The sequence below is a fragment of the Paenibacillus sp. BC26 genome (genome assembly GCF_900116125.1).
GTDB lineage: Bacteria > Bacillota > Bacilli > Paenibacillales > Paenibacillaceae > Paenibacillus_Z > Paenibacillus_Z lignilyticus.
This window is the reverse complement of the sequence record NZ_FPAD01000001.1, coordinates 2,651,779-2,677,593: the sequence shown is the minus strand read 5'-3', so window position 1 is coordinate 2,677,593 and position 25,815 is coordinate 2,651,779. Positions and strand designations below refer to the sequence as shown.

At 48.6% G+C, this 25,815-nt stretch carries 29 protein-coding genes; 19 read left to right on the top strand and 10 right to left on the bottom strand.

The window, feature by feature from the left end; genetic code table 11:
* Positions 1-79 precede the first annotated feature (79 nt).
* The 7 genes from BM412_RS11655 to BM412_RS11625 all read left to right on the top strand — a co-directional run bounded on the left by BM412_RS11655 (position 80) and on the right by BM412_RS11625 (position 4,703).
* Positions 80-595 carry a shikimate kinase gene (locus BM412_RS11655; protein WP_256256258.1) on the top strand — a complete coding sequence of 172 codons (516 nt, stop codon included), beginning with the start codon at positions 80-82 and terminating at the stop codon, positions 593-595.
* A 23-nt stretch (positions 596-618) separates the two neighbouring features.
* Complete coding sequence (locus BM412_RS11650) at positions 619-1,125, top strand: DUF6886 family protein (protein WP_091217816.1); 507 nt, start codon at positions 619-621, stop codon at positions 1,123-1,125.
* Positions 1,126-1,176: 51 nt separating this feature from the next.
* Positions 1,177-1,818, top strand: coding sequence for an HAD family hydrolase (locus BM412_RS11645; protein WP_091217813.1), 642 nt, complete (start codon positions 1,177-1,179; stop codon positions 1,816-1,818).
* A gap of 58 nt (positions 1,819-1,876) precedes the next feature.
* On the top strand, positions 1,877-2,338 hold the full coding sequence (locus BM412_RS11640; protein ID WP_091217811.1) for a hypothetical protein: 462 nt from the start codon (positions 1,877-1,879) through the stop codon (positions 2,336-2,338).
* A gap of 39 nt (positions 2,339-2,377) precedes the next feature.
* Positions 2,378-3,133: a DUF4184 family protein gene (locus BM412_RS11635; RefSeq protein ID WP_091217809.1), complete on the top strand. Its 756-nt coding sequence runs from the start codon at positions 2,378-2,380 to the stop codon at positions 3,131-3,133.
* 119 nt (positions 3,134-3,252) lie between these two features.
* Positions 3,253-3,963 carry a hypothetical protein gene (locus BM412_RS11630; RefSeq protein WP_091217806.1) on the top strand — a complete coding sequence of 237 codons (711 nt, stop codon included), beginning with the start codon at positions 3,253-3,255 and terminating at the stop codon, positions 3,961-3,963.
* Positions 3,960-4,703: an S-layer homology domain-containing protein gene (locus BM412_RS11625; protein WP_091217804.1), complete on the top strand. Its 744-nt coding sequence runs from the start codon at positions 3,960-3,962 to the stop codon at positions 4,701-4,703. Before BM412_RS11630 ends, BM412_RS11625 begins: the two co-directional genes overlap by 4 nt.
* A gap of 107 nt (positions 4,704-4,810) precedes the next feature.
* On the opposite strand, the gene BM412_RS11620 is transcribed toward BM412_RS11625, so the two are convergent.
* From BM412_RS11620 to hisC, 3 genes are all read right to left on the bottom strand, one after another.
* Complete coding sequence (locus BM412_RS11620) at positions 4,811-5,296, bottom strand: hypothetical protein (RefSeq protein ID WP_091217801.1); 486 nt, start codon at positions 5,294-5,296, stop codon at positions 4,811-4,813.
* A gap of 244 nt (positions 5,297-5,540) precedes the next feature.
* Positions 5,541-6,800, bottom strand: a complete 1,260-nt coding sequence (locus tag BM412_RS11615; protein WP_091217798.1) for a carboxylate--amine ligase — start codon at positions 6,798-6,800, stop codon at positions 5,541-5,543.
* Positions 6,801-6,902: 102 nt separating this feature from the next.
* Positions 6,903-8,009 (bottom strand): histidinol-phosphate transaminase, encoded by a 1,107-nt coding sequence (hisC, locus tag BM412_RS11610; protein ID WP_256256257.1) that lies wholly within the window; start codon positions 8,007-8,009, stop codon positions 6,903-6,905.
* Between the two features lie 662 nt (positions 8,010-8,671).
* Between hisC and BM412_RS11605 the strand changes: the two genes are divergently transcribed.
* The 4 genes from BM412_RS11605 to BM412_RS11590 all read left to right on the top strand — a co-directional run bounded on the left by BM412_RS11605 (position 8,672) and on the right by BM412_RS11590 (position 11,731).
* Positions 8,672-9,601 carry an ABC transporter ATP-binding protein gene (locus tag BM412_RS11605; protein WP_091217796.1) on the top strand — a complete coding sequence of 310 codons (930 nt, stop codon included), beginning with the start codon at positions 8,672-8,674 and terminating at the stop codon, positions 9,599-9,601.
* Positions 9,594-10,538 carry an ABC transporter permease gene (locus tag BM412_RS11600; protein WP_091217793.1) on the top strand — a complete coding sequence of 315 codons (945 nt, stop codon included), beginning with the start codon at positions 9,594-9,596 and terminating at the stop codon, positions 10,536-10,538. The genes BM412_RS11605 and BM412_RS11600 overlap by 8 nt, the downstream gene beginning before the upstream one ends.
* Before the next feature lie 177 nt (positions 10,539-10,715).
* The gene (locus BM412_RS11595) at positions 10,716-11,027 is read left to right on the top strand and encodes a DUF1806 family protein (RefSeq protein ID WP_091217790.1); all 312 of its coding nucleotides are present in this window, start codon (positions 10,716-10,718) and stop codon (positions 11,025-11,027) included.
* Positions 11,024-11,731: a PIG-L family deacetylase gene (locus BM412_RS11590; protein WP_091217788.1), complete on the top strand. Its 708-nt coding sequence runs from the start codon at positions 11,024-11,026 to the stop codon at positions 11,729-11,731. Before BM412_RS11595 ends, BM412_RS11590 begins: the two co-directional genes overlap by 4 nt.
* Here the strand turns inward: BM412_RS11590 and BM412_RS11585 are convergent, their stop codons facing one another.
* Complete coding sequence (locus BM412_RS11585; protein ID WP_091217785.1) at positions 11,732-12,889, bottom strand: acyl-CoA dehydrogenase family protein; 1,158 nt, start codon at positions 12,887-12,889, stop codon at positions 11,732-11,734.
* Positions 12,890-13,042: 153 nt separating this feature from the next.
* Between BM412_RS11585 and BM412_RS11580 the strand changes: the two genes are divergently transcribed.
* From BM412_RS11580 to BM412_RS11560, 5 genes are all read left to right on the top strand, one after another.
* Positions 13,043-14,386 carry a helix-turn-helix domain-containing protein gene (locus tag BM412_RS11580; protein WP_091217783.1) on the top strand — a complete coding sequence of 448 codons (1,344 nt, stop codon included), beginning with the start codon at positions 13,043-13,045 and terminating at the stop codon, positions 14,384-14,386.
* A gap of 100 nt (positions 14,387-14,486) precedes the next feature.
* Positions 14,487-14,897, top strand: a complete 411-nt coding sequence (locus BM412_RS11575; RefSeq protein WP_177245783.1) for a VOC family protein — start codon at positions 14,487-14,489, stop codon at positions 14,895-14,897.
* 272 nt (positions 14,898-15,169) lie between these two features.
* The gene (locus tag BM412_RS11570) at positions 15,170-15,889 is read left to right on the top strand and encodes a DNA-primase RepB domain-containing protein (RefSeq protein WP_177245782.1); all 720 of its coding nucleotides are present in this window, start codon (positions 15,170-15,172) and stop codon (positions 15,887-15,889) included.
* Between the two features lie 126 nt (positions 15,890-16,015).
* Positions 16,016-16,525 (top strand): DUF4362 domain-containing protein, encoded by a 510-nt coding sequence (locus BM412_RS11565; protein WP_091217776.1) that lies wholly within the window; start codon positions 16,016-16,018, stop codon positions 16,523-16,525.
* 70 nt (positions 16,526-16,595) lie between these two features.
* Positions 16,596-17,867, top strand: coding sequence for an MFS transporter (locus BM412_RS11560; RefSeq protein WP_091217774.1), 1,272 nt, complete (start codon positions 16,596-16,598; stop codon positions 17,865-17,867).
* Here BM412_RS11560 and coaD read toward each other — a convergent pair.
* From coaD to BM412_RS11530, 6 genes are all read right to left on the bottom strand, one after another.
* Entirely contained in the window at positions 17,864-18,340 is a 477-nt protein-coding gene (gene coaD / locus BM412_RS11555; RefSeq protein WP_091217771.1) for a pantetheine-phosphate adenylyltransferase, read from the bottom strand. The two genes, BM412_RS11560 and coaD, sit on opposite strands and share 4 nt — an antisense overlap.
* 257 nt (positions 18,341-18,597) lie before the next feature.
* Complete coding sequence (locus BM412_RS11550) at positions 18,598-19,110, bottom strand: hypothetical protein (RefSeq protein WP_143111597.1); 513 nt, start codon at positions 19,108-19,110, stop codon at positions 18,598-18,600.
* A 63-nt stretch (positions 19,111-19,173) separates the two neighbouring features.
* On the bottom strand, positions 19,174-20,043 hold the full coding sequence (locus BM412_RS11545) for an SDR family oxidoreductase (RefSeq protein WP_091217767.1): 870 nt from the start codon (positions 20,041-20,043) through the stop codon (positions 19,174-19,176).
* A 91-nt stretch (positions 20,044-20,134) separates the two neighbouring features.
* Positions 20,135-20,593, bottom strand: a complete 459-nt coding sequence (locus tag BM412_RS11540) for a hypothetical protein (protein WP_091217764.1) — start codon at positions 20,591-20,593, stop codon at positions 20,135-20,137.
* 92 nt (positions 20,594-20,685) lie between these two features.
* A complete protein-coding gene (locus BM412_RS11535; RefSeq protein ID WP_091217762.1) occupies positions 20,686-21,210 on the bottom strand; it encodes a hypothetical protein in 525 nt (174 codons plus the stop codon).
* 218 nt (positions 21,211-21,428) lie between these two features.
* The gene (locus tag BM412_RS11530) at positions 21,429-22,679 is read right to left on the bottom strand and encodes an HD-GYP domain-containing protein (protein WP_256256256.1); all 1,251 of its coding nucleotides are present in this window, start codon (positions 22,677-22,679) and stop codon (positions 21,429-21,431) included.
* 280 nt (positions 22,680-22,959) lie between these two features.
* Between BM412_RS11530 and BM412_RS11525 the strand changes: the two genes are divergently transcribed.
* From BM412_RS11525 to BM412_RS11515, 3 genes are all read left to right on the top strand, one after another.
* A complete protein-coding gene (locus BM412_RS11525) occupies positions 22,960-23,568 on the top strand; it encodes an N-acyl amino acid synthase FeeM domain-containing protein (protein WP_091217759.1) in 609 nt (202 codons plus the stop codon).
* Positions 23,568-24,326, top strand: a complete 759-nt coding sequence (locus BM412_RS11520; RefSeq protein WP_091217757.1) for a ThiF family adenylyltransferase — start codon at positions 23,568-23,570, stop codon at positions 24,324-24,326. The genes BM412_RS11525 and BM412_RS11520 overlap by 1 nt, the downstream gene beginning before the upstream one ends.
* 165 nt (positions 24,327-24,491) lie before the next feature.
* Positions 24,492-25,259 carry a class I SAM-dependent methyltransferase gene (locus BM412_RS11515; protein WP_091217754.1) on the top strand — a complete coding sequence of 256 codons (768 nt, stop codon included), beginning with the start codon at positions 24,492-24,494 and terminating at the stop codon, positions 25,257-25,259.
* The last annotated feature ends 556 nt before the right edge of the window (positions 25,260-25,815 follow it).

Genomic DNA, 25,815 nt, shown 5'->3' with positions numbered 1-25,815 from the left:
AATCAAGCTTTTTCTTTTTTGTTTGGGGAAATCATGTAGAGGATATTTTCAGGAAACATAGAATGCTTTATTGATAACAATGGAAAAAAGTGGGGGATTTATGAATATCGTTCTCGTGGGTATGTCGGGTTCTGGAAAAAGCACTTTAGGCGTGCTGCTTGCTAAAGCTCTTGAAATGAATTACGTGGATACGGATATCGTTATTCAGCAGCACAAAGGTAGGTTATTGCAAGATATTATTGATCATGACGGCATCGAAAGTTTTATGCAGGTCGAAGAAGTTATGGTGTCGGAACTCCAATTAAAAAACTGCATCATATCGACAGGTGGAAGCGTTATATATTCTGAAAAGGCCATGAAAGTCCTTAAACAACACGGACAGGTTATCTTTTTACATGTTTCATATGAAGAGATTGAAAAGAGACTTACAAACGTAACAACCAGAGGAATTGTTATAAAGAAAGGCTATAGTCTTAAAGACGTTTACGACGAAAGAGTACCATTGTACATAAAGTACAGCGATAAAATCCTTGATTGCTCTAATAAGGACATAGAACAATGTGTAGGTGAAATTATTGAACTTATACAATTATAGCAGCGTTAAAGGGAGGTAGATCTATGAAGCTATACCACTTTAGCGAGGAACCTGATATTAAGGTATTTGAACCAAGACCATTATACAAGCAAACAGATGCGAAGGTATGGACAATTGATGAGTATCATGCACCGCATTATTATTTTCCGCGTGAGTGTCCAAGAGTATGCGTGTGGCCAAAGAAAGATACAAACGAAATTGACCGCGAAAAGTTCTTTGGGATGTCAAAAACAAATCGGATGGTTGCTATTGAGAGTGGTTGGTACAATCGCTTAAGAAAGGGCCATGTATATAGGTACACTTTTGATTCCGATGGGTTTGAGTTAACCGATTCAAACGCAGGATATTACATCTCAACTCGTGCTGTCGTACCCGAGAATGTAGAAATAATCGATGATCTACTTTCAGCCATTATAGAAGAAGGAATTGAGATTAGAGTAACACCTTCCTTACTACCTTTAAAAGAACGAATAGTAGCATCAACCGTTAATTTCTCGATGATCAGAATGAGAAATGCAATACTGGAATGATAACGAATAATATGATGGCTTAGTACCACACTCACAAAGGAGAACGAAACAATGAAGAAGTACATACTCTTCGATCATGATGGCGTTCTTGTTGATACTGAATTCTGGTATTGCAAAGCGGGAGAACGCGCTCTGGCTGACATTGGATTTACCTTGGATAAAGATCAATACCTCCGCGACATGACCCAGTCATTTGGCACTTGGTCCCAAGCTAAGGCGGCAGGTATTAATGAACAGACCATTAGCAAGCAGCGCGAGGTCCGCAACGTCTATTATCAGGAATATCTAAGAACCGAAGCCATAGAGATTGAAGGCGTAGTTGAAACGCTAGCCGAACTATCAAAATATGTCCGAATGGCTATCGTGACGACTGCAAAACGTGCGGATTTTCAACTTATTCATGAAAACCGCCAGATCAGACAATTCATGGATTTCGTCCTTGTCCGCGAAGATTACGAGCGCACCAAGCCGCATCCGGAACCATACTTGACCGGCCTTAAGCGCTTCGGAGCAACCAAAGAAGAGACCCTGGTTGTAGAAGATTCAAACAGAGGGTTGAACTCAGCCGTGGCGGCCGGTATCGACTGTGCTATTGTCCATAATGACTTCACAAAAACACATGACTTCTCACAGGCCAGCTATCGAATCAAGACTCTGATTGAACTAAAGGACATTATCCTGAATGTAACCTGATAGAAATGCAGGTGAGCGGGCACTATAGTTAATTGATTTTTAGAAAGAAGTGAATTGAATGTTTAAATTGATGAATATTTGTCGTGTTGGAATCATGATTATTGTAATCGTACTAATTAATTCGGGTTGTAGTGTTACACATTCAGTAAACACATCATCAACGGTTTCCTTATCTAATGAGTTGAAAATAGAAATACCAGCAATCAAAAACATCAAATTCACATTCACTAGGCCTAATTTGACAATAAACATCATGATGAAAGAAGATAGTCCTACCGAAGAAAAGGTACACGACATATTGGCTAAAGTTAAGCAATTCTCAACTATTGAAAATATAAATGAAATTGCAAAATCTGTAAAATGGAAGAGTGAGATTTACGATATTAATCTTAATATTTATAGTCAATCAGAAAAAATAGCGCCCATAAAATATTCTGCAAGTTATTTCAAAACATTTGATGCTTCTAACACTTCTGAAGAAAATAGTGATGGTTACCAAACTTGGTCCAAGTATGAGTAAGATTGTAGTCTAATGGAAAAAGGAGGTAAGCGTTAACTGATGCCTTTTACCTTTGCGCACCCGGCTTACGCCCTACCCTTTAAATTTATCTTTCCACGTTGCCTTAGCGTAACCGGCCTCGTGTTGGGGAGTATGGCGCCTGATTTTGAATATTTCCTCTCTTTGGAGCCCCATCAAACGATCGGTCATTCGTTCACGGGTTTGTTGGTTCAGGTGATTCCGCTATGTATCCTGTTCGCCTACCTATTTCATACGTTTGTTAAGGAATCATTCGTCCTGCATTTGCCGGCCATCTTTGGTTTGAATCGGAGGGCGTACAACCTATTATATTCATGGAGTCTACGGACGCTTCGAGACTGGATTGTCTACCTCGTGTCTGTTTCCGTGGGCTTCCTCTCACATATAGCGGTCGACGCCTTCACACATGAGGGAGGATATATGGTTCAGCAGTTTTCAATGCTGGAATCTATCGTCATTTTGGATCTGCCCGTGTATAAAATTTTACAGCACAGCCTGTCGATGATCGGTATGGCGGTTATCATCGCGCAAATAGGAGTCGCACTTTACAGAACCGAGCCCCGTTTAAAAGAAATCCCGATTATCACATCCAAACAAAAACTTATGTATTGGGGCTTTGCGGTGATGGTCGCAGTATTAATGACAGGGTGTAAACTGCTTCTGGCGTCGGGCGGTAACATCTTGGGAATGTTAGTCGTAGCCCCAATCACCGGCTTCTGTGCAGGGATACTGCTTGCCTCGTTACCTTTCTGGAGACGTACTATGACGATTCAATGATAGAGTGGAGGATGCTCCTTTTTTATTGAAACGTAATTCTATTAAATGAAAACATGTATCAATTTATTGGAACATTTTATATAATTTTGTTGGATACAAGCAGATAAGGAGCTGAAAAGATGACCGCTTTGAGCAAAAAAATGCTGGCTCTGCTGCTGGCGATGATAATGCTTATCCCGTTGCAAAGCACTTCCGCAGCGGATTCGAAGTATGAGTTTGACCGCATCGAAGTCGTGTATGCGGCTGAATTTACCGTTTATCCCAATTCTGTTCCATCCGATCACTGGCTGACGCAACTAGCCGGCGGTTCGGACAAGCCCATCCAGCTAATGTATGGAATTCTCCATCTGTACAGCGGTGACAGATATATCGATGAACAATTTATTAAAATGTCCGGCGAAGGCGGGTCGGAGCGATTCTTGAGCAACTCAATGCGCAATGATTACTTCGATTCGAGCGGTGCTCTGCTAAGTCAATCATCCGTACAGTTTTGGTCAGGCAAAAAGCTCGATGGTACAGCGGTCGTGAAGGAATTGAACCAGCCGCAGAAGTCGGTAACGCTTGTTCAATCGTTCGATCCCCAAGGAAATGTAACAGGCTTTAATTTCTACGCGCAGCCTCTGATCTTCCCAGGTGATGCATGGGATCCATTCGCCAACTACGTCAGCTCTTATACGTCTGATCCTAACAGTCTCCAGCACACAGGCGAAGTAAATGGCAAGGAAGTGGAGCCGCAAACAAAAGAAACAGGAATCGAGCAAGGCAATGAACAGCCTGTTCCAGAATCAGTACAACCAGAACAGCCTAAAACTGAGGTGAAGCAGCCATGAGGAAATACAACATTGCCACAATCCTTCTTCTTGCCATATTTTTGCTAATCGTCTCCCCAGTTAATGGGGTATCCGATGATCGCACGAAACAGGCCGATACCCTTCACCAGCTGGGGCTATTTAACGGCATGGACAATGGTTATCAGCTCGAGGCAGCGTTTACCCGTGCACAAGGGACAGCCATGCTGCTGCGTCTTGCCGGTGAAGACGGCGCTGCGGCTAAAGCAAAGCTAAAGCCGGCTTTCACCGATGTGAAAAGCACGCACTGGGCAGCGGCCTCCATCGCCTATGCCGTTAACAAAGGGTATGTGAAAGGGATTAGCAGTATCAGCTTTGCCCCAGATCGTTTGATGACGGGCAAGGAGTTTTTGACGCTGATCAATCGACTGCTCGGATACCCAGATGCCGTACCTGCCACGGCCGCCGAGCTGTCTCAGAAAAATGGTCTTTTGCAAACGGATGTTGCAGAAAGACTAACTGGAGCAAGTCCGTTCTTGCGAGGCGATATGGTCCAAGTTGCTTACGCAGCACTGATCGCCAAACCAGCAGGCAGCAAGAAAACGCTGCTTCAAACGCTTGTCGAAGACAAAGGAGCGATCTCGGCAGTAACGGCTGCTGCCAGCGGACTCTATACATCGCCATCCAAAGATACTGATGACGATTTCTACACTCCGGAGCCCGGATCCGATCCTATCGACTCTATCGAGGAAGCTATTCGCCAGAAGCTTGACGGGAAATAAAGATTATACAAATAAAGAACCTTCACCTCCGTCTTTGGCGGATTTGAAGGTTCTTTTAGCATGTGCGTATATGCATTCGAACATATAATAAGAGGGAGCAGTTTAGTTTAATCGCCTATCAAAGTGGAAGTTCCAATTGGCTGCTTGATACCATTTTTTAATAGCCATGCTGATAAACGCTGGAACACTTCCTGAGCCCCATGTTCCATTTTGTATTTCCTCTTATTGCTTACAACAAAGCCCTTTTCGTTAATATCTAAATCATAATTATGTAGTTTACCGTCATCGCCACGATAGAAAACGATTATCATAAACGCTTTACCATCATTTCTTATGTTTTTACTACCAAAGGATCTCGTATATGAAACAGATTCCCATATACTTGTCATTTGATGAAGCTCTGTTTGATTTTTGGTATTGAAATCGATTAGGTAGAAATTCAGTTCGCCTCCATCAAGGTAACTAAAATAGACTTTTTCTATTTGAGTAGAATATGGAATGACGCTTTTAGCCGATAAGCGAACAGAATAATACGCAATCGTTACAGAAACTGCTAAGAGAACTGCACAAATTGCAATTATTTTCTTCTTCAATTACTTCTCCCCCTCGAGAAATCTAGTCCAAATAAGAATGGTCTTTGAGCCTTTGTTCCAAGGAGAGAGATATGGAATGATGGGGCAAGATCTCGGCAAGTTTACGTTCTGAAGAACAAACGGGCACAATAGCTTAACAACATAAAGGCAGCGGGTTAATACTGCACTGTACCCCAATGTTAGTCATTATCTAGCAATTAGGCGAAGTACATAACGATCGGCTGCCTTTATTCCATTCAGCTGCTTAGCCTTGCAGATTTGCGAACGAAGCATGTTCTTTATCGAAATAATAGCGACGATAGTTGTTGACGTGACCATAGAAATATCGCGTGACGCTGATTACTCGCTTTACATTCAGATCCTTGTTGTACCAGATCGAACGGATTACATTCTTCTGTCTATAATGCTGATCGATCTCAGCCGACAACGCCGGGTCGGAGATGTAGCGCCTCAATACCATCCTCGGCACATTCGTCCATAGCGCAGAAGTTTGCCCGTACACGCAATCGGTTTCTTTGCCGTAAACGACTTGGTTGATGAGCGCTTCAATCATGTTCAAACCCGCTGCGCGGACAAACAAACTACTTCTGCCTAATCGCGGATTGATTTCAAACATCATATATTTACCCGTCCTGCTGTCGAACTTCATGTCAATATTGGAAAATCCGACATAACCGATGTTTTCCAAGAATGCCTTGACCTTTGCATAAATGTCCATATCGAAGCGGCTTATGATAGCGGCGTAGTTTCCGAGCGTTTTCGGCGCGTACTCTTCGAGAACGGGCTGGCCGAGACACATCATTTTAACGTTACCATGGTCATCCGAGTAGCTGTTGATTACGCGCATGGCACTGTCGCCGCCCGGAATGAATTCTTGGATGATCAATTTCCCGTTATAATCGGAAGTATTCATATTGCGGATCATCGCCAAATAGTCTTCGCGCTTGTCAAAGAAGAACACCTTTTTCTTTCCTTCAAAGTCACAATGAAGATATTCATACGCATTGCTATTCTCGGGCTTTACTACAATCGGAAATTGAAATTCCATGCGATCTATCGCGTTTTCACGTTCTTGCGGTTCACATACGACCGTCTTCGGGTAGTCTAAGCCGAATCGTTCGCACAAGGCATAGAATTTATCTTTTGTATCGAGCGTTTCCAGCAGCTTGTCCGATAGGAAGTGATTCGCTATCAGCCCTTTGAACTTGTCGTAATGGCGCGATAACATCCCCGCATAATAATCTGAACAAGGAATAACGATCAATTTCTTATTTGGTTCGGCATACTTCTCCAAGATGGCCAACAACGCATTAGGGAAGATGTCTTCTTGATCGAAGCGGTCAATTTGGACGAGTTCGAACAAAGTGCTATGCATGGTTGGAATCAACAGCCGCGTACAGAGCAGTAGCGGTTTAACCTTGTACGTTTCATGGATAAGCCTGACATTACCATAGGCATTCTCATCGCTGCCAAGTATGATGGGTAGAAAATCGTGACGATTCATAAATTCTCCTCGGTTTACAAGTTCTTTGTATTTTGTTCTTATTATAGCTTATTTAAGCCCAAGGATCTGTGTTAATTGTTGCAGATGTCATTAAAAATCGCCCTACTTCAGAATCATTCGAAGCGCTTGAAGCAATATATCATTTTCCTCTGGTGTGCCGATGGAGATTCGTATATGATTCGGCTGCCCCCACGCCGCTCCGTATCGAACGATAACCCCTTCCCGCATCAGCTCGACGTAATGCTGCTCCGCATTCTCGTAAAGCTCAACAAGAATAAAGTTACTCATGCTCGAGGTGTAAGACAAACCGAGCTCCTCAAATCCCTGATACAGCCGCAGACGTTCTTCCTTCACCAGTAGGCTGGTTTTTCGAACATGATCCTCATCTGCAATTGCTGCCGCCGCTGCTGCTTGGGCAAGAGCATTTACATTAAAAGGTTCCTTCACTTGAAGTATCGCTCTAATAATCGATGGCGATGCGACCCCGAAGCCTACCCGGATCCCCGCTAATCCATAAACCTTGGAGAAGGTTTGCAGTACGATCACGGGATAACCCGCTTTCACAAACTCAATCCCATCTGAATAATCGTCTTCGGTTACAAAGTGGCTGTAGGCGGAATCGAAGATAACAAGCACATTTGGAGGCAGTGAATTCAACAACTCCGTTAGCGCCGATTTAGGCAGGATCGTTCCAGTCGGATTATTTGGCGAGCATAGATATAGAAGTTTCGTACGTTCACTAACTGCTTCAAGTATTGCGGGAACATGGTATTGAAAATCTTCTGTCAAAGATACCGTCCGGATGACTGCTCCCATTAATTGGCCTCCGAACTCATATTCACTGAATGAAGGACCAGGCACAATGATCTCGTCCCCCGCTTCGATGAATGCCTCGGATACGAGCGTAATCAATTCATCTCCGCCGTTGGTGACGATGATTTGCTCAGATACAAGCTCATATCTCGCGGCTATTGTTGCACGTAAATCCACTGCCTGCGCATCAGGATACCGATGAATAGCAGACAACAATTCGCGTATCGCTTCCACTGCCTTTGGTGAAGGGCCGAGTGGATTCTCATTGGAGGCTAGCTTCACGACGCGATCAAGTCCCAGTTCCCGCTGGACCTCCCAAATCGGTTTGCCTGGCGAATAAGGCTTCATGCGTTTCAGTACATTTCGTGATGGAATGTCAGACTTCATTAAGGACATGATTGGTTCACCTTCACTTTTCGATTGGTTTTATTTAGGATTAGTTCATTGCGTTAATTCAATAGTACAATAACGCGTTAATATAATAAAGTGTTTTCTCGTAGGTATGAGTATGAATAATAACTGCGGGGAAAAAGGCGGGCAGGATGTGTTTCACATCCATTACCATATCAAGGGATGGAAATAATGGTGCTCCAATTCAGCTGGCCTTGGCGTATCAGAAACGGGGGACGGGGAAAATCGTTCATTGACGGGCGCGCGTTAACAAAAGATCACCGTTTGCAAGTCTTCCTGTATGAGCTGTGTTTGCGAATGCGGGAACAGCTCCCAGGAAGCAGGTCGTCACGGCAAGAATGAGGATAAGAATCTTTCTTCGCATCTAGCATAATCTCCTTTCATTATGGAAGTTTACTAGTCTCCACATCACTACATATGCAGCCGGTGTATTGGCAGTTCCGGTAAAAGCCGCATAGCATGCGGCTTTTTTTTAAGCCGAAATCTTGTTGTATTTCGCATTTAACAACAATAATGAATTATAAATTGATAAAATTTTATTGCAAAACAATAAACTATCAATTAAAATCAAATCATCGCTTCGAAGTAAATTACTTCCGGCATCCCATTTTTGCACTCAACCATTACTTTATATAAGGAGATCTATCATGAGCAATGAACCTGTTCTCAGCTTGCGTCAAGTAACCAAACGTATCGGCCGTTCCACGATCATTGATAACCTAACGTTTGATGTTCCGCAGGGGGAGATTTTCGGATTTTTGGGGCCAAACGGGGCGGGCAAGACGACCACGATTCGCATGATGGTTGGCTTAATGTCCATTACCGAGGGCGAAATCTTCATCAAAGGGAAAAATATTAAAAGCGAGTTCGAGCAAGCGATTCGTCATGTCGGAGCCATCGTGGAAAACCCGGAAATGTACAAGTATTTGAGCGGCTACCACAATCTCGTTCATTATGCGAGGATGGTGCCGGGCGTGACCAAGGAACGCATCGATGAGGTGGTTAACCTCGTCAAGCTGGACAATCGGATCCGCGACAAGGTGAAGAAGTATTCTCTGGGGATGCGTCAGCGTTTAGGCGTCGCGCAGGCGTTGCTGCATCGTCCGTCGCTGCTCATTCTGGATGAGCCGACCAACGGGCTTGATCCTGCGGGCATTCGCGAGCTTCGCGATTATTTGCGTCTCTTAACCCGCACGGAAGGAATTACCGTCATTGTCTCCAGCCATTTATTGTCCGAGATGGAGCTGATGTGTGATCGAGTGGCCATCCTCCAACAGGGCAAGCTGGTCGATGTGAAACCGATTCGGGAGTTTGTTCAATCGGAAGACCTGGCGCAAACCTACGTCATTGATGCCAAGCCGGTCGAACGCGCATTGGATGCAATGAAGGCGATGGAGGATGTGAAGGAAGTGAAGGCTGTTCCTGAAGGGCTGGAGTTTATGACGGAGAAGGAGCGAATTCCGGATATTCTGAGGGAGCTGATACGATTGGATGTCAGAGTCTACGGTGTTCAAGCGCAGCGCCAGTCCTTGGAGGATCGATTCTTAGAAATAACTGGAGGCGGGCGAATTGGGTAGTCTGTTACTGAACGAAAATATGAAGCTGTACCGCCGGATCCGGACGTGGATCATGATCGGCGTCATGATCGTTATTCTTGGTTTTGTGAACTTCATGGTATGGTACGACTACAGCAATGATGAGCATGGCGGCACTTGGCAGGAGCATGTTGCGGCAGAGAAACAATCCCGGCAGGAGGCTCTGCTGAAGCCGGACTTGAACAAGGAAAGCAGAAACTATAATGAAGAGCTGGTAGCTCAATACGATTATCAACTTGCGCAAGATATCCGGCCGGTCGATGGCACGATGTGGGTGGGGATCAATGTATCGACGAACTTTGTGATCTTGATTACGTTATTTACCGTTATTGTCGCAGGGGACAGCATGGCGGGTGAATTCTCCTCCGGCACAATTAAGCTGCTGCTGATCCGGCCGAACAGCCGACTGAAAATACTGCTGTCTAAATATGTGACCATGATTATGTTCGGGATCACGCTCCTGATTATCTTGTCTATCGTATCGATCTTGATCAACGGAGCGCTGTTTGGATTCGGGCACATCGCCTTGCCCTTGTTAGAGGTTAATGCTGACGGAGCCGTTGTGGAACGGAACATGGTCGCGAACCTGTTGCAAACGTATATGTATAAAGGCGTTTCGACGATTATGTTTGTTACAATTGCCTTCATGATTTCGACTGCGTTCCGCAGCAGCGCGATGGCCATAGGGTTCTCCCTCTTTGCGATGTTTGCGGGTACGATCGCTACGGAGTTCATTCGCTCCTATGCCTGGAGCAAGTACATTTTGTTTGCCAATATTGATTTGACCCCATATTTATCAGGCACACCTTATCAAGAAGGGATGACCCTTACTTTCTCCGTTGCTGTACTGAGCGCATACTTCATCGTGTTTAATCTAGTCGCTTGGCTCGTATTTACGAAGCGGGATGTTGCTGCGTGACTGTGAGGGAATGCTGCATTGGCATAACGGGTTTGGCTAAAAGGTAACCGAAACGGGTTACCTTTTTTTGCTGTTCATAGATTAAACGAGCCGCGGTTGCTCCAGGTCGAGGTTAAGGTTCCTCTCGTGCTACAATAAGCTTGATCGTACATTCCCTATAGAAAAGAGATTTGCGCCATGATTCCTATAAACAGAATGGAAGTGGAGGCCGAGCTCCGGAAGTTTGTCGGGTCTGAGGTTTATATCCACAGTGAAGCGACGTCGTTCATGTTTGTCCGCAATTTCAAAGTAAGGGTAACGCATGCTTTTATCGCGGGGGAAGAGTCTTTCCGCGCCGCGCTCCGTTTCGATGGCCACGGCTGGCTGCGGATGGAGGCGCTCACGCATTTCGAAGCAGACGGGCAGGGCCGCTTGCTGCTGGCCGGCTATGACGACAGAGGCCGCATGAACATCGCGCTGCATATAGGAAGGGAGCCGTTTCCGGAATGAGCCAAGAACAAGTGCTAAAACGCAAGCTGCTTGCAGTGTTCGCCCATCCCGATGACGAATCGTTTATTTGCGGAGGCACGCTTGCGAAATACGCTGCCGAAGGCGTCGAGATTACGCTGGTAAGCGCAACGAAGGGCGATATGGGCCGCCGCATGGGGAACCCGCCGTATCTTAATCGCGAAACGATGGCTGCCGCCCGCGAGCAGGAGCTGCGGGACGCCTGCGATTGCCTGGGCATCGGCAGGCTGATCTTCCTCGGCCTCCGCGACAAAACCGTTGAATTCGAAGACGAAGCATCGCTCATCGAGCGCATTGAAGCGCTTATCAACGAAGTGGAGCCGGACGTCGTGCTGACGTTCCATGAACGGTACGGCGGTCATCCGGACCACTGCGCGATCGGCAAGGCCGCGACGGCCGCCTTCCGGCGTTCGGCTGGCAAGGGAGCGTTATACTTCATTACGTTCGGGGACGCGCTTAAGCACCCTGAGCATTACGGGTACACCGCGAAGGACGTTGTCCGTGTCGACGTGCAGGCGCACAACGAAGCTAAGCTCGCCGCGTTCCGCGCTCACCGATGCCAGACCGAAATCGACGAATGGGTATGGCAAGCCGATAAAGCCGCGCTGTCGCGGTTCGGAAAGTATGAGTATTTCCTGAAAGGGGACGTCAACGCGCCGCAACGGGCGAGTGACAATTTGTTTTAATTAGGTTCCCTCGCCAAGCGCCGACGCGGCCAGCATCTGGATGACCGAGCTGTCCATCGGCGGGTTGTGCAAGCCGGCTCGGACGTCGCGATAATAGCGCTCCAGCGGATTCGCGCGCGATAAGCTGGTGCCGCCGACGATGCGCATTGCCAGGTCGACGACGCGGATGGCGTTGTTCGTGACCGTATATTTCGCCAGGCCGAGCTCCGTCTTCATCGCGATCCGCTCCGTCGGTTCTTTGTCCCATCTGTCGGCCGCCGCATACAACAGCGTGCGGGCGGTGCGAAGCTCGATCTCCATTTCCCCGATCGTATGTTGAACCGAAGGAAGGGCAGCAATCGGTTTATCCAAGGAATTAGGTTTATAGGAGCGCGCGAATGCCAGTGCATAGTCCCGCGCGGCAAGGGCGATGCCCATGTAACACGCCGGAATATGCAGCAGCCAACCGCCGCCGTCATCCGTTCCTTTGCCGGTCAGCCGGCTGTCCGCGCCGGCGAAAGCGCCTTCCAGCACGACGTCATGGCTGCCCGTCGCGCGCATTCCAATCGTGTCCCATGTCTCTACGATTGACACCTGGTCCGACCGATGAACCAGAAAATCGGCTGTACAATCTTCATCCGGGAGATAGGCGGACACCACGAAGCGGTCGAGAATGGGCGACAGCGTGCTGAACGTCTTGCGTCCCGTGATCCGCCAACCGCCGTCCGCGCGAACCGCGATCGTCTCCGGGCGGCCGCCGCGGCTAGGGCTGCCGGAGGACGCTTCGCTGGCGAACGTGTTAATCATCGTGCCGTCTTTCACGACGGAGCGGCAAAGTGCTTCGAACGTCTCCGCCGGCCACTTACCGGTCGTGCGCAAATGCATAATCTGGCCGAGATGCCAGCCGACGGCAAGCGCGGTCGAGCCGTCTCCGTAAGCGAGCCTTTCTTGCAGCAGGACAAACTCGTACAGCGGGATTTCGTCGCCGCCGAAAGCCCGAGGAACGGTGAGCTGTAGATAGCCGTCCTTCCGCAGGTCGGTAAAATTATCGAATGGAAATGCACCCTCGCGATCGTACTTGGGCGCTCGCTCCGCGAACCGGGCAGCCAGACGCTCGACGAGCGCAGCGCGGTTGCGTTCTTCATCGTTGCGAATGGGGCTGTCAATGAATCGCGTCATCCTAACTCACTCCTTCTCCTCGTAGTATAGCAACCTAATCTAGCATAGTGCGAGCAATAGGTTTGCAACAATATTTGAGAATTTCGAACATTGTGGTAGAAATTACCTTTGCTATAATTAGGCTAAAGAAACCGAAGCGGCAGGTGATGAAGCATGCGATATCAGGAATCCGTGCAGCGAGCGATAGATTATATCGAAACGCACTTAGATGAGGAAATGGAACTCGCAGGCTTGGCGGAACTGTCGTATCTCTCTGTCGCACAAATGTACCGAGTTTTCTCTTCGCTAACCGGCCACCCTATTAAAGACTATATCCGAAAAAGAAGAATGAGCGTAGCTGCCGATCACTTGAGAAACTCGAAGCGATCCATCGAGGATCTGGCGTGGGAAAGCGGGTTCGAGTCGTACCACTCGTTCGCGAAGGTGTTCAAGAAGATTGTCGGACTGACTCCGTCAGCTTACCGCCAAGCCGACATCTATTATAGCTTCGAACCCATTCGGTTGGAAGAACGGGTCGCTTACTTGGAAGATCGGGAGCAGAGCGAACGGTTTCCGGACGTCAAAGTGATCCGGTTCATGCCGGAGAAATCCTATGCCTACTTGCATATTTCGGAGCAGGAGCTGGGGATGGAGAACGAGGCCTTTCGAGTCATCAATGCGTTGTTATCGGGTCAAATATCGGCTTCGAAGACGAGGGTTTTCGGGCACAATGTCGATCTTCCCGAAATAGAAGGCATAACGCAATATGGTTACCGGGTGCTTGTGGTCTGCGAAGAAGGACAAATCAGACACCCTGCTTTCAGGGAGATCGAATTCGTCGGAGGTCTCTATGCCGTTAGGAAAGTCTCCGCCAAATCCCCGAAGCTCGTTCAAGACAGTTGGGACCAGCTGCTTTCGGATTGGTTGCCGAAGAGCACTTTCGAAATCGGTACGCATCCATACGTCGAAGAGTTCATCGCCTACAACGGCAAAGTTGCTCGAATGAACTTATATCTCCCGGTACAGCGTAAGCAGCGCAACGAATCCATTGTAGTCGTGAGCCTTCCGCCGACCGAAGCATACTTTTGCAAAGAACACGGGGCTGGAGCTCAAGAGGCTGCCGAACGGCGGTTAATCGACTGGCATGTCAGGCAGCCTTACGGTAGTGGCCGGGATGATGAAGGTTATTATTACATGTCTTACCTCTATGGCGCGGACGATTCCGAGGAATACTGGTGGGAGAATGGGATCCTTGTAAACGCTCAAGCAAACTTGCTAGAGGCAGGTATCGAGCGGAAGTGCATGGGAGCGGGACTGTATGCTTGCCGCGAATCCAAGACTTACGGGCAACTAACCGGCATTCTGGATACGATGCATCGGTGGATTGCGGTCAGCGGAGCGTACCGGTTCGATGAAGCCAGACAATGGTTCGCATCGTATCATACATTGGCAGATGGGGATATCGAGCGGGATTCGCTCGTTAAAGTATATATTCCGATTCTATTGGTAGAGGAGTAAATAGTAGATGAGCCGAGATCCGCTTCGCACGGACATACCGAAAGACTATCGGCCGTTGATGGTACCGAAAGCTTTTAAATTGATTAGTGGAGGTAAAACCATGACTGAACAAAAACAATCCGAAGTGGAATCCTTATCTTCCAGTCCTATCAAGAACAAAGTGGGAAGCCTGTTCGTACCGGTCCGGGATATCGAGAAGTCGCGCGACTGGTATTGCCGGATTCTCGGGCTGAACGCAGCCGACTGTGCGATTTTGTCCGGTCACCTGTGCCCGCTGCCTATGGAAGGCACCGGCCTCATATTGGATACGATGCCGCAGTGGGGCGGCCAAGAGCCGGGCGGTCCTCCAACGATCGAGACGCCGGCGTTTATGCTGATGACGGAGGATTTGCAAGGTTCCTTGGACTATATGAAGAAGCTCGGGGTCGAGCTTGTCACGGAAATCGAGCATGACCATTGGTTCGTCGTGAAGGATCCGGACGGTAACAAACTGATGATTTGCCGGGAATGATACTCGCTTTACTAAACATGACAGCAGCCGATAAGAAATCGGCTGCTGTTTTTTATTCTCCACCACACGCATGGAATCTTGGCAGAATAAGATTATTTTAAGGAAAAGCAGCGTGTAATATCAGCCTAAATAGAGGATGTGATGGAGTGGAGCAGCGTTTGACCCTGCATGCCAGCCGCATGTGGTTGCGTTCTCGTCAATTCCGGCTTTTTATCAGGAAACTCGGCTGCAGAAGAAGCCAAACTTTACATTTCACGCTTGTCCACGATACAATGGCGCGCAAACCGACTCGGCCTACCTCGCAGAGCAAGGCGAGGGCGATGACGCTGCATAAGCCGATGAAGCAAATAGAGCGCCAGTTGTCTCGGATTACGCTGCTGACGCCTGCCAAGCGGTCCGTTCCGCTGCTCCGCAAAAACAAAGATGGTTATGCGGTGTTCATGACCGTCAATTATCGGGAGCAAGCCCGAGGCGACTTCAAGGAGGTTCGCGCTCACTTCATTGACGTCGATCTCAACAAGATCTCCGAACTGCTGCCGTCGAGAGAAGAGGCGGAGCGCCGCAAGCGGGAGCTGCAAGCGGACGCGGTGGAACAGATCGAATCCATCACCGTGACGCCTACCAAGCAAGGAAGTTATCGGCTGATCGCCCAGCGAGGCAAGCGAAGAGTGTGGCAGCTCAAACAGAAGTTTCTTGCCAAGCACCGAATGCTCATTCGCGGTTCGATGATCGTGGAAACCAAAAACGGCTACCACATCTATTGGGCAATCCGACAAGGATCGATCGGCTGGTTCGTCCCCATCCAGCGAGCACTCGTCCGTAAGTTCAACTCCGATCCCCAAATCACGGACCTCGCTCGCGTCATGCGCGTTCCCGGCTTTTACCATCGGAAAAACCCGGCAAGCCCGTACCTTGTCCGCGTCAAGCGCTGGGGGAGGAAGCAACCTTTTACGCAGGCAGAGCTCATCCGGCGCTTAAAATTAACTTTATGATCATCCGTAGACGTGACGGCCTTGCCTGCGCAATACGCTACGAACTACACGGCAGCCAGCATAATGGCTGCCGTGATGCAACTTTCGCGGATGTCTTCGCGTCGATAGGCATGAGGTGATTGTTAGATGATGAGAAAAGCGGCAATTATTGCATTAGCCCTGCTGCTGCTGACGGCTTGCGGCCGAGTAGGAGACAGCGGCCAGACCGACGGCAGCGGTAAGAGTCAAGGGGCCGGGGATGATTTTCCAAAGGTGACTGAACCTTACAATCCTGACCGGGCAATCGAAAATGGCGACGTAGTTAACGTACATGGGAAGTACTCAAACTTAGAGAAATGGAATCAATTTGTGACACACGTGAAAGAAAAACAAGCCGGCCGAATGAATGTGCGGATTACCCAATATACGATTGAAGGGGATCCGATCTTCTATGAGCTTACGTACGACGGGAAGCAGATTTATTATACGTTTGACAATAGCATGGATGCCTTCGGGAGTGATCTGGGCAGACCAAGCACGACATGCGAGGGCTTGGACACGAAGCAAAACGACCAAGGACAGTCGTATGTCGTGCTTACCGGCTGCGTAGATCAGAAGACGGCGGATACCTTCTACTTTGCGGCTGACGCCAAATGACGAAAGCGGTTGAAGGCGACCTCCGCATCCATTAGAATAGGAGGACATCAGCTAGAGGAAAGGCGTTATCATGTGGAAGTATACGTATCATCTATTTCGTGATTTATCTCCGGGCGTAAAGCGATTTATTGCCACGGAAAGTCTGTTTGGCATCGGGGCGGGTATCTTTAGCCTCATTCTCAATTTGCATTTGCTTGATCTGGGATTTTCCAAGGGTGCCATCGGTCAAATAACATCGCTCGGAGCGCTCACGATCGGGCTGACAAGCTTGCCGGTGGGATTGATTGTGCAGCGAGTCGGACGCAAACGAATGCTGGTTATCGGCATGCTGCTCTCCTTTATCTCGCTCCTAGTGTTCGGTTTAGGTACAAGCAGGGCAGCGGTTACTGCGGCGCAGCTTATCTGGTCGCTTGGCGTTACGGCCATCGTCAATTCGGAGATTCAACTGATCTTCCAATATTGCAAAAGCAAGAAGGAAGAGACGAACGCTTATTCATTGCTTTTTGCCGTATTTACTCTGTTCACAGGGATCGGGACGCTGCTTGGCGGCTTTCTGCCGAACTGGATTCAGGGCAGTACGACGGTCTATCAATATGCTTTCTTCGCAGCGGCAGGTTGTTTTGCGTTGTCCGCGATCCTAAGAGGAATCTTGTTGCCGTCGCCTGAACAGGCAACGAACGAAGGACAAGAGGTACAGAAGGAAGATGCAAAAAGCGCGGCGGGCAGACGGCAAAAGAAGCGGCATGCGGTTTATTTTCTGCTTGCGCTCTCGCTGCTCATCTTCAATTCCGGGTTCACTTATGGACTACTCAGTCCGTTTCTGAATGTCATTCTGAAATTCCGCTTTGACATGAATGATGACACGATCTCCGGTTTGCTCGCGCTGTCCGGATTCTTCTTCTTCATCGGTTCCATCATTATGCCGTATTTCATTGAGAAGCTCGGAAGCCGTAGAAGCTTCATCGTTCTGTTTCTCTACAACATTCTGATTGTGGCACTGATGGCCATAGCTATTCCGGCGGCACCATTTGCGATTCTGCTGCTGCTGCGCGGGACAGGCTTCACCATGCTTAACAATATCATTGACAGCGAATCGATGTCGGCCGTAGCCGAGGAAGACCGAAATTTATTTGCGGGTATGCGAACGGTTTCCCGAAGCGTCGGCAATACGATTGCCTCCTACTGGGCAGGGTATATACTGGCCGGCGATCATTATTTGCTGCCTTTCGTACTGACGGCTGTAGCAACGCTGCTTGGTTTTATCGGTTATACGTGGTTTATACAAGGGATGCTGGAGCGAAGAGGGAAGAGTACAACCGCTGCGAGTGTCCAACCGGATTAAATACCATAGGACTCCATCCTTGCATAGGCATCCGGGTGCATGTATGCCTTGGCCATCTCGATTTTGTCCGACTGGATGAACATTCGCACAAGGGAGCTGCTCGTCTGAATATCCTTCGTGTAAGGGGATAAGTATATTGTTTCTGCCTTGGTCGTGCTCCTCATATATTGCTCCAGCTGCAGCTCATATTCAAGATCTGTCGAATTGCGGATGCCCCGAATGACAGCTTCGATTCTGTTCTCATTCACATAATCCGCGACAATGCCCTCGAAAGGTACAACCACCACATTCGGTATATGAATTAATGAGAGTACCACAAGCTCCGTACGCTGTGTAATTGTGAAGTGATGCTTCTTGCTTCTGTTATTGGCGATTATGACATGCACCTCGTCGAACAGATTGCCGGCTCGTTCGATGACCGATATATGCCCTAACGTAATGGGATCAAAGCTTCCTGCGTAGACGACTTTCATTTCTGCTCCTCACTAGGTACGACGGCCGGCCTTGATTCAAAATCGATAATCTGTTTATGCCCAAAATGATGATCGGAGATAAAGAATACTAATTGCATACTGAGCCACGCTCCCGGTCTGAAGGAATTTACCAGTCTTGTCATCTAGCTTATCCAAACCGGATATTAATGTCACGATAAGATTTGCTGAAATGTGAGGGCTGTGATGAATGTTATGCGAAGTTGTTCAACATACAACTAAACGGCAAAGGCGAATAATCAGCCTTTGCCGTTTAGTTGCGGAGCCAGTAATTGATCCGTCTTGGATTTCATGGCCGAGACGACCATTTGTTTGTGACGAACCGCAAGGAGGAGCACTTGCGCTTGCTGCCTGCGGGATAGTTGCTTGAAACGGTGATCCTCTTTCAAATAGGCGCGAACGATTGCCCAGCTGGAGGGGGTTAGCCGTTTCAGCGTGCTCGCTGAAGCAGGTTCAGCCGTGGGCGGCTTGCGCGCGAAGCGCTGCAGCCAATTCTGTAGACCGGCGCCGAGCTTCGATTCATCGACGATACAAGGTGCCGTCAGTTTCTTTGTATGGTTGCGCAAATACTCGTAGCGGTCATTGCCGAGTAGAATTCGGTATTGGCCATCCTTGCGGTCCTTCTGCACGACGATGAGATGCTGGCCATCCCACATCAAATGGCGCAAATACCGAAGGCGGGCGGTCATGCCGACGGGCAAGCCGGGTTTGATTTTGCTGAGCGGGATGTAGCGGACTGTGAAACGCATCATGATCCCCTCCCTTATTGGAGGATATGGGGAGTATCCGTTGTCCTAGTCCTCGCAAACGCGTGCTTACTTGCCTTTGCGCGATAAAGCGGCAAGCGCGTCCCATTGTTCATCCGTGACATCAGCAAGTCCGTTGAATTGGCCAGCACCTTGCAGCCATTCTCCGCCGTCGATGGTCACGACCTCGCCGTTGATGTAGCCGGCGTAGTCGGAAATCAGATAAGCGGCGAGATTGGCGAGCTCGATCGGATCGCCGACTCGCCCGAGCGGAATTCGCCCGAGCAGGCGCTGCTCAATTTCCGGCGTCGGCATCAAGCGCGACCAGGCGCCTTCGGTTGGAAAAGGCCCAGGTGCAATGGCCACCTGCCGAATTCCATGTGGTGCCCATTCGGCGGCAAGTGAGCGGGTGAGCGCCAGCACGCCGGCTTTTGCCGCTGCAGATGGCACAACGTAGCCGGATCCGCTGGAAGAGGAGGCGTAGGTGGTCACGATGTTGAGCATCGTTCCGGCTCTTCCTTGCGCAATCCAGCGTTTGCCGAGCTCGAGCGTCGTGTAGAACGTACCGTGCAGCACGGTTCCGAGCACGGCATCGACTGCGCGATGGGAGAGGCGCTCGGTCGGGCTGATGAAATTGCCCGCAGCATTGTTGACAAGGACATCAATATGACCGAAATGTCCTTCCACCGCATCCATGAGCGCTTGAACGGCAGCGGGATCACGGACATCGCAGATCCGGTAGAACACCGGTGCCGAAGCGGGCTCGCCGGAGCTCATTTCCGCACTTGCTTGTCGCAATGCTTCCTCACGGCGTCCGGCAATGGCCAGTTGAGCGCCGAGTGCAAGGAATTGTTCGCCCATCGCGCGGCCGAGGCCGGTGGCGCCGCCTGTGATAAGCACGACCTTCCCTTTCAATAAATCAGGTGCAAAAGGTCCCATAAGCCGATTCTCCTTTGTATCAGACATGCGGCAATTATGGTTATAGGTATGTCAGTAGGGCAAGCGGCATGCCTGCCAGCTCGCGTTTAGGTTAGGTGGCAATCTGGCGAAGCTCCGGATAGTCCTCCAAATAACCGGCATGCTTCAGCTCAAGCAGCGCTTTGCGAATCGTGGTTTCATTTTCATCGGATTGGTCGGACAGCGCGATCAGTTCATCTACGCTGGTGCTTGGATGTTCCTTGCAGTAGGTGAGCAGCCCTTTCGCCGACCAAGACAGCCGATCGTCCTGAAACTCGCCAATTAAGTGCCGGAACACTTTATGGGAAATCAGTTTCTGCTCGGTCAGATCCTGCATCGCTTTAATGACCTGCTTAATGGTCATTCGACCTTTGCGGGCCATGTCAGGCACGCTCAAGGATAGGGAGTCCGTCGCGCCGGAACTGAGCACGATATACGTCATTTGGGCATAAATATCGAGATTGGGCATCGAGAAAATTTCACCTGAAACCGTGAAGCTGCGCGCTGAGGCTGCAGAGGATTCTTGCGACATATCGATCTTCCTCCATTTGGCAGAATTTAAGGTATCCCTATACAATACGCGCGCGTTGTCGGGAATCAGGGGTATATGAAAAGTTTCTAACCTTATTTGCCGATACATTTCCGCGCGGCATTGTGGGCCATTCTGTGCAGGGCATTGTTCGTTTTATGACGGTGCATATGCTTGATCCTGATCTCAATATCCGGGTGCAAGGTACCTAGTCGTTCCAGGATCGCATGGATATCATTTCGAACCACGGCATAGCGAACATCGGCAAAATAAGCCTTCGCCAGTAGTCTCTCTATGGCTTGACAATCGGTGAAAACAACAGCAGATTTCGGCGTGGGCCGGAGCTGCTCCTCTGTCAAGGCACGGGCTAGCCATTCCAGGCTAAAATAAATCGCCTGCAGCTCGCCATAATCCGAGCCGAGGGCATAATCGTACTCGAGCCGCTTAGCCTGCACACGTAGGGACCGATTAAACACAAATGTACACGCAACCGCATGAGCATGCTGCTCGGAACCGGAATAGTCGCAATACAGCGAAATCATGCCGGAATTCACAAGGTTTGCTCGGACTGCCGGCGTTGCGTACGCTTGTTTGGTTAAAGCATCCATTGTAGAATCCATAGTACGTTTGAGTTGCTCCTTCGGAATGATCTCTCCACACGCAGCCGTGTGAGGCAGGGAGTGACGTTGCCGCCTACAATGATTAGCATGGACAACAAAGCTGAAGGACAAAACAAAATGTGTAATTAGCTCAATCGAAGGGGCATGTTATCTTTTTATTTGTTGGTCGGCAACAACAAAAAAGGACAACCGATGTTAAAACGGTTGTCCCTCGCAATCTACGGCAAATCAAGCAGCTTCTCGAACTCCGATAAATCCTCGTTATATTTTTTGTAAATTCTTCTCCAGCTCATAACGACTTCATCAATGATCATGATTAATGCCGGGTCGAATTGCGTTCCGCTGGCTTCTTTGATTCGCTCAATCGCAAAGTTGACCGATGCAGCTTGGCGATAAGACCGGCTCGATGTTATCGCATCGAACGTATCGGCGATGCTTAATATCCTTGCCTCCAGCGGAATATCAAGGCCCTTGGCTCCGGTCGGATATCCGTTTCCATCCCACCGCTCATGATGGTAGAGTACGCCTGGTTTTAATTGTCCAAGCCCCGGAATTTTCTCGACCATCCGGCCTCCGACAACCGTATGTGTCTTGATTAACTCGTATTCATCCTCCGTCAGCTTGCCTGACTTCGTCAGCACCGTCTCGGGAATATTGATTTTCCCGATATCATGAAGCAAGCCGGATAACCGAAGCGTCTGCATGCGCTGCTTATCCTGAAACTCGGGAAGCCTTGCTGCCAACTCGACTGCGTATTTACTCACTCGCTCACTGTGACCGAACGTATAGCTGTCTTTGGCCTCGATCGATACGATAAACGTTTTGACAACCTGTTCGATCGTCGTTTCCATCGAATGGATAATCAAGCTAACTTGATTGTTATACAGCTGATCCAGTTGTTTCGGCAGCAAGTAGCTGAATGTTGCCAGGATGATATAAAGCAGTGCCCGATTGGATATGTCGATAGAGTCAAACACGCCGGTGACAAGCGGATGGTTCAAATTTACGCCTAACATCATGACAAACCCGACTGTCGAATAAAGGAACAAAACCCTCAAATTACCATACATGCCTGCGAGAATAGGGATAACTAGAAAATAGCCCCACGCCTCCCTGTAGCCAGAGCCAAAATATAAGCAGCAAATGACAAGCACGCTAAAGGAGAGAACAATATGCTGCATTAGCATTGGCTTGATTTTGAAAAACCGATTGAGAAGCAGGATAACGACCAGAACAGCAACCGGAAAGAGCAGAAATTTAATCTCCGCTCTCGAATACGGCATGTGGAGCAGACGAAAGACCGAATTCCATCCGATGCTTAGCAGCAAATAGATGAGTGCGATCTTCAGTATGGTTAAGCTGAGATTTCGCTGATGTGTTTTGTAGTAAGAAGACAGTAGTTTTTTTCGCTCGCTCAGCATACGTCCATCCCGTCCGGAGTAGTAGACTCCAATTGGTAAATCAATCAATCTCTCATTCTCTTGTATCTCTACGCATACGACAAACGTTTGGTATAGTGGATATATAATCCATTTGAACTAGGAGTTGATCGATGAAGAGAGAAAAGTCCTATACAAAACCTCGGACATGCCCCAACCATCCTCAGCACGAGCTTTGCAGATTATTAAAATCAGTGTATCACTCAGCATTCGACAATAAAAGACCAAAAGCAGGAAGAAGTAACCGTTCTCATGCATAAAAATGTGCCGGAACACCGTACATAATACAAAAATAGAGGAGTGTATAATTATGAAAACAGATTCTCAGTATTTTTACAGCGTTGCAAGAGGGAAAATGCGTGAAAAAGCGATTAAGCTGCATGTCGAACGATACCTTGAAGTCGGATTTTTTAACAAGAATGAAAAGGACCCCTATCAAGCCAATTCTACCTATTTCACCTCTCAACCTATCGCAACGGACGAAGTAGTTGGCGTAACCCGCTTGATTTTCGAAAAGCTGGATGAACTGCCGACTCTGCAAAACTTTCGCATTTTTGACATTGAGCGCATAAAACTCCAGCAGCTTGAAGTCATTCGATATGCCGAACTAAGCGCGTTCACCAAATTGCCCGCACATGACGTTGCACTTGGTTTGCTCAAGACTGCCTTGCAATATTCGCTTCAAATCGGCATCACCCATTGGGTTTGCTGTGTAGATGAGAGAGTCTATAATTATATGAATCGGATCTTCAAATTCCCTTTCCGACTGATCGGGGAACCTCGCGTTTACTTGGGCTCGAATACGATCCCGTGCGTGCTGGTGCTGGATGATGTATTAAATACGGTTAGAGAAGAGCGACCTGCGTTGTACGACTATTTAGTGGAACAGGAAACTCGCTATTTGGAGGTGCTTAATTAATGAAAGAGCAATTTGTTCGCAACTTAGGAATTATGTCCGAGCTCGACGTGGATAAGCTTCAGCGTTCGACGATTGTAATTGCCGGCTGCGGCTGCATTGGCGGCTTCTCGGCAGAGCTGCTGGCACGTATGGGAATTGGCCGACTCGTGTTGGCTGATCCCGATACGTTTGACGTCTCCAACATTAACCGGCAGTGTGCAGCAACCTATCATACCGTCGGTATGTCCAAAGTAACTGCATTGAAAAATCATTTACTCGCCATTAATCCGGACCTGGAAATGATAGAATTTTCAAACGGAGTGACCGAAGAAAACGCCGACGAATTCGTCAGAGACGCCGATTATGTTATCGATGCGATCGATTATTTCTCCTTTCACGATGCAGTTGCGCTCCACCGAGCAGCACGCAGGCACGGCAAGTATATTATTACGGCAGCGGCACTAGGGTTCGGAACTACGGTACTTACTTTTGCACCGGATGGGATGACGATCGAGCAAATCGCCGGCATTCCGGAAGATATGCCGATCGAGGAACTGAGAGGCGCTACATTCCCACCTTCCAGCTATGCCGATAAGTTGCCTTCTTACGTGACGGTAGACCACCTCCAAGAATGGCTGACGAATAGAACGATCCCGACGATCAGCGTTGGACAAGCTTTAGGTCCGGGTGTGCTCGTATCGCAGCTCGTTCTCCACCTGCTTGGCAGAAAGCAGCCGCTGCTAGTACCGGAATCGTTTCAATTACAATTTGAAATGTAGGACTTAGCATTGACCAGATTTTTCCTTTCGCTTATAGTGGAGATAATTTAAAGAAGGTGAGTGATCGCTATGAAAATGCGTCCATCCCAAAACCAAACGGTGCGGAAGGGATAATGGAATAAAAGTCCCTTTCGTGAACATTCAAACTCATGGAGGGAAGCATACATGTCGTATAGCTATTATGGTAAATTATGTACCGAGGTTTATGATTTAACGAAGCGGGTCGGCCAGTCTTTGGGCGGCGATTTGGAATATTACCAAGAACGGTTAAGCTCTTGCAAAGGGCGAATTCTTGAAGCGATGGTAGGTTCCGGTCGCGTCATTATTCCTCTGCTGGAGGCGGGATTGCTTGTTGACGGCGTGGATTATTCGGCTGAGATGCTGGAATCTTGCCGTAAACGGTGCGAAGACAGAGGGCTGAACGTTCGATTATTCGAATCGAATCTCGTAGAGCTTGACTTGCCCGATCGCTATGAAGCGATTATTATACCGGGCGGCTCATTCTTGTTAATTGAGAATCGGGAAGAATCGATTGCTGCATTGAAGCGATTGTACGACCATCTGCAGCCGGGCGGACGATTGCTGCTGGATCTCTTTCTGCCGGACACTCATTTTGAAAGCGGCGGGTTCAGTGGATCATCGACCTTTCAACTGCCTGATGGTGATCTGATCACGATGGAGGGCAAGCTGCTGGAAGCGAGTCTATTCGATCAATACAAAGTGACCTTGTTAAAATACGAGAAGTGGCGCAATGGTGCTTTGATCGAGACGGAGATGCAGCGTTTTGCCCTGCGGTGGTACGGCGTGCACGAGTTTAAGCTGGTGCTGGAGAGCATCGGGTTCACGGATGTGGTCGTGTCAGCGAATTACGAGTTTGGTCGAGCTCCAAGTGATGGGAAGCAGAATTATGCGTACGAGGCGATAAAGAAGTAAAGTAGAGGGCTGTTACAGAAGCGGGAATGTGGCTTTTGGAGCGGCCTTTTTTTATTGATTGTTGGGGAGAGGGGACAGTGGGGAGAGTAGACGCTTGTTCGCCGAGTGGGTGGGGGCAGTAATAGAGGTTTTTCGAGAGTCGGGTTTGGCGACTCTCAGCGTGAGATTAGTGTGTTTTTGCAGTTGAGAGTCGGATTTTCGGACTCTCAGTTTCTGGCGAAGGTGAGAATTTGGAGATATGTAGTACGAGAGTCGGATTTGGCGACTCTAAGCGTCAGATTAGTGTGTTTTCGCGGTTGAAAGTCGGATTTTCCGACTCTCAGTCTCTGGCGAAGGTGAGAATTTGGAGATTTGAAGCACGCGAGACGGATTTGGCGATTCACAGATGCTGATAGGGGGAGCTGGTTGGTTTAGGAGGCGTGAGAGTTCGACTTCGGAACTCTCGGTGCTTGAGAAGTGTGATTATGAGGTTGAGAGTTCGATATCGAGACTCCCAGCTACTGATAGAGGTGAGTTGGGGGGAAGGAGGCGTGAGAGTTCGACTTCGGAACTCTCG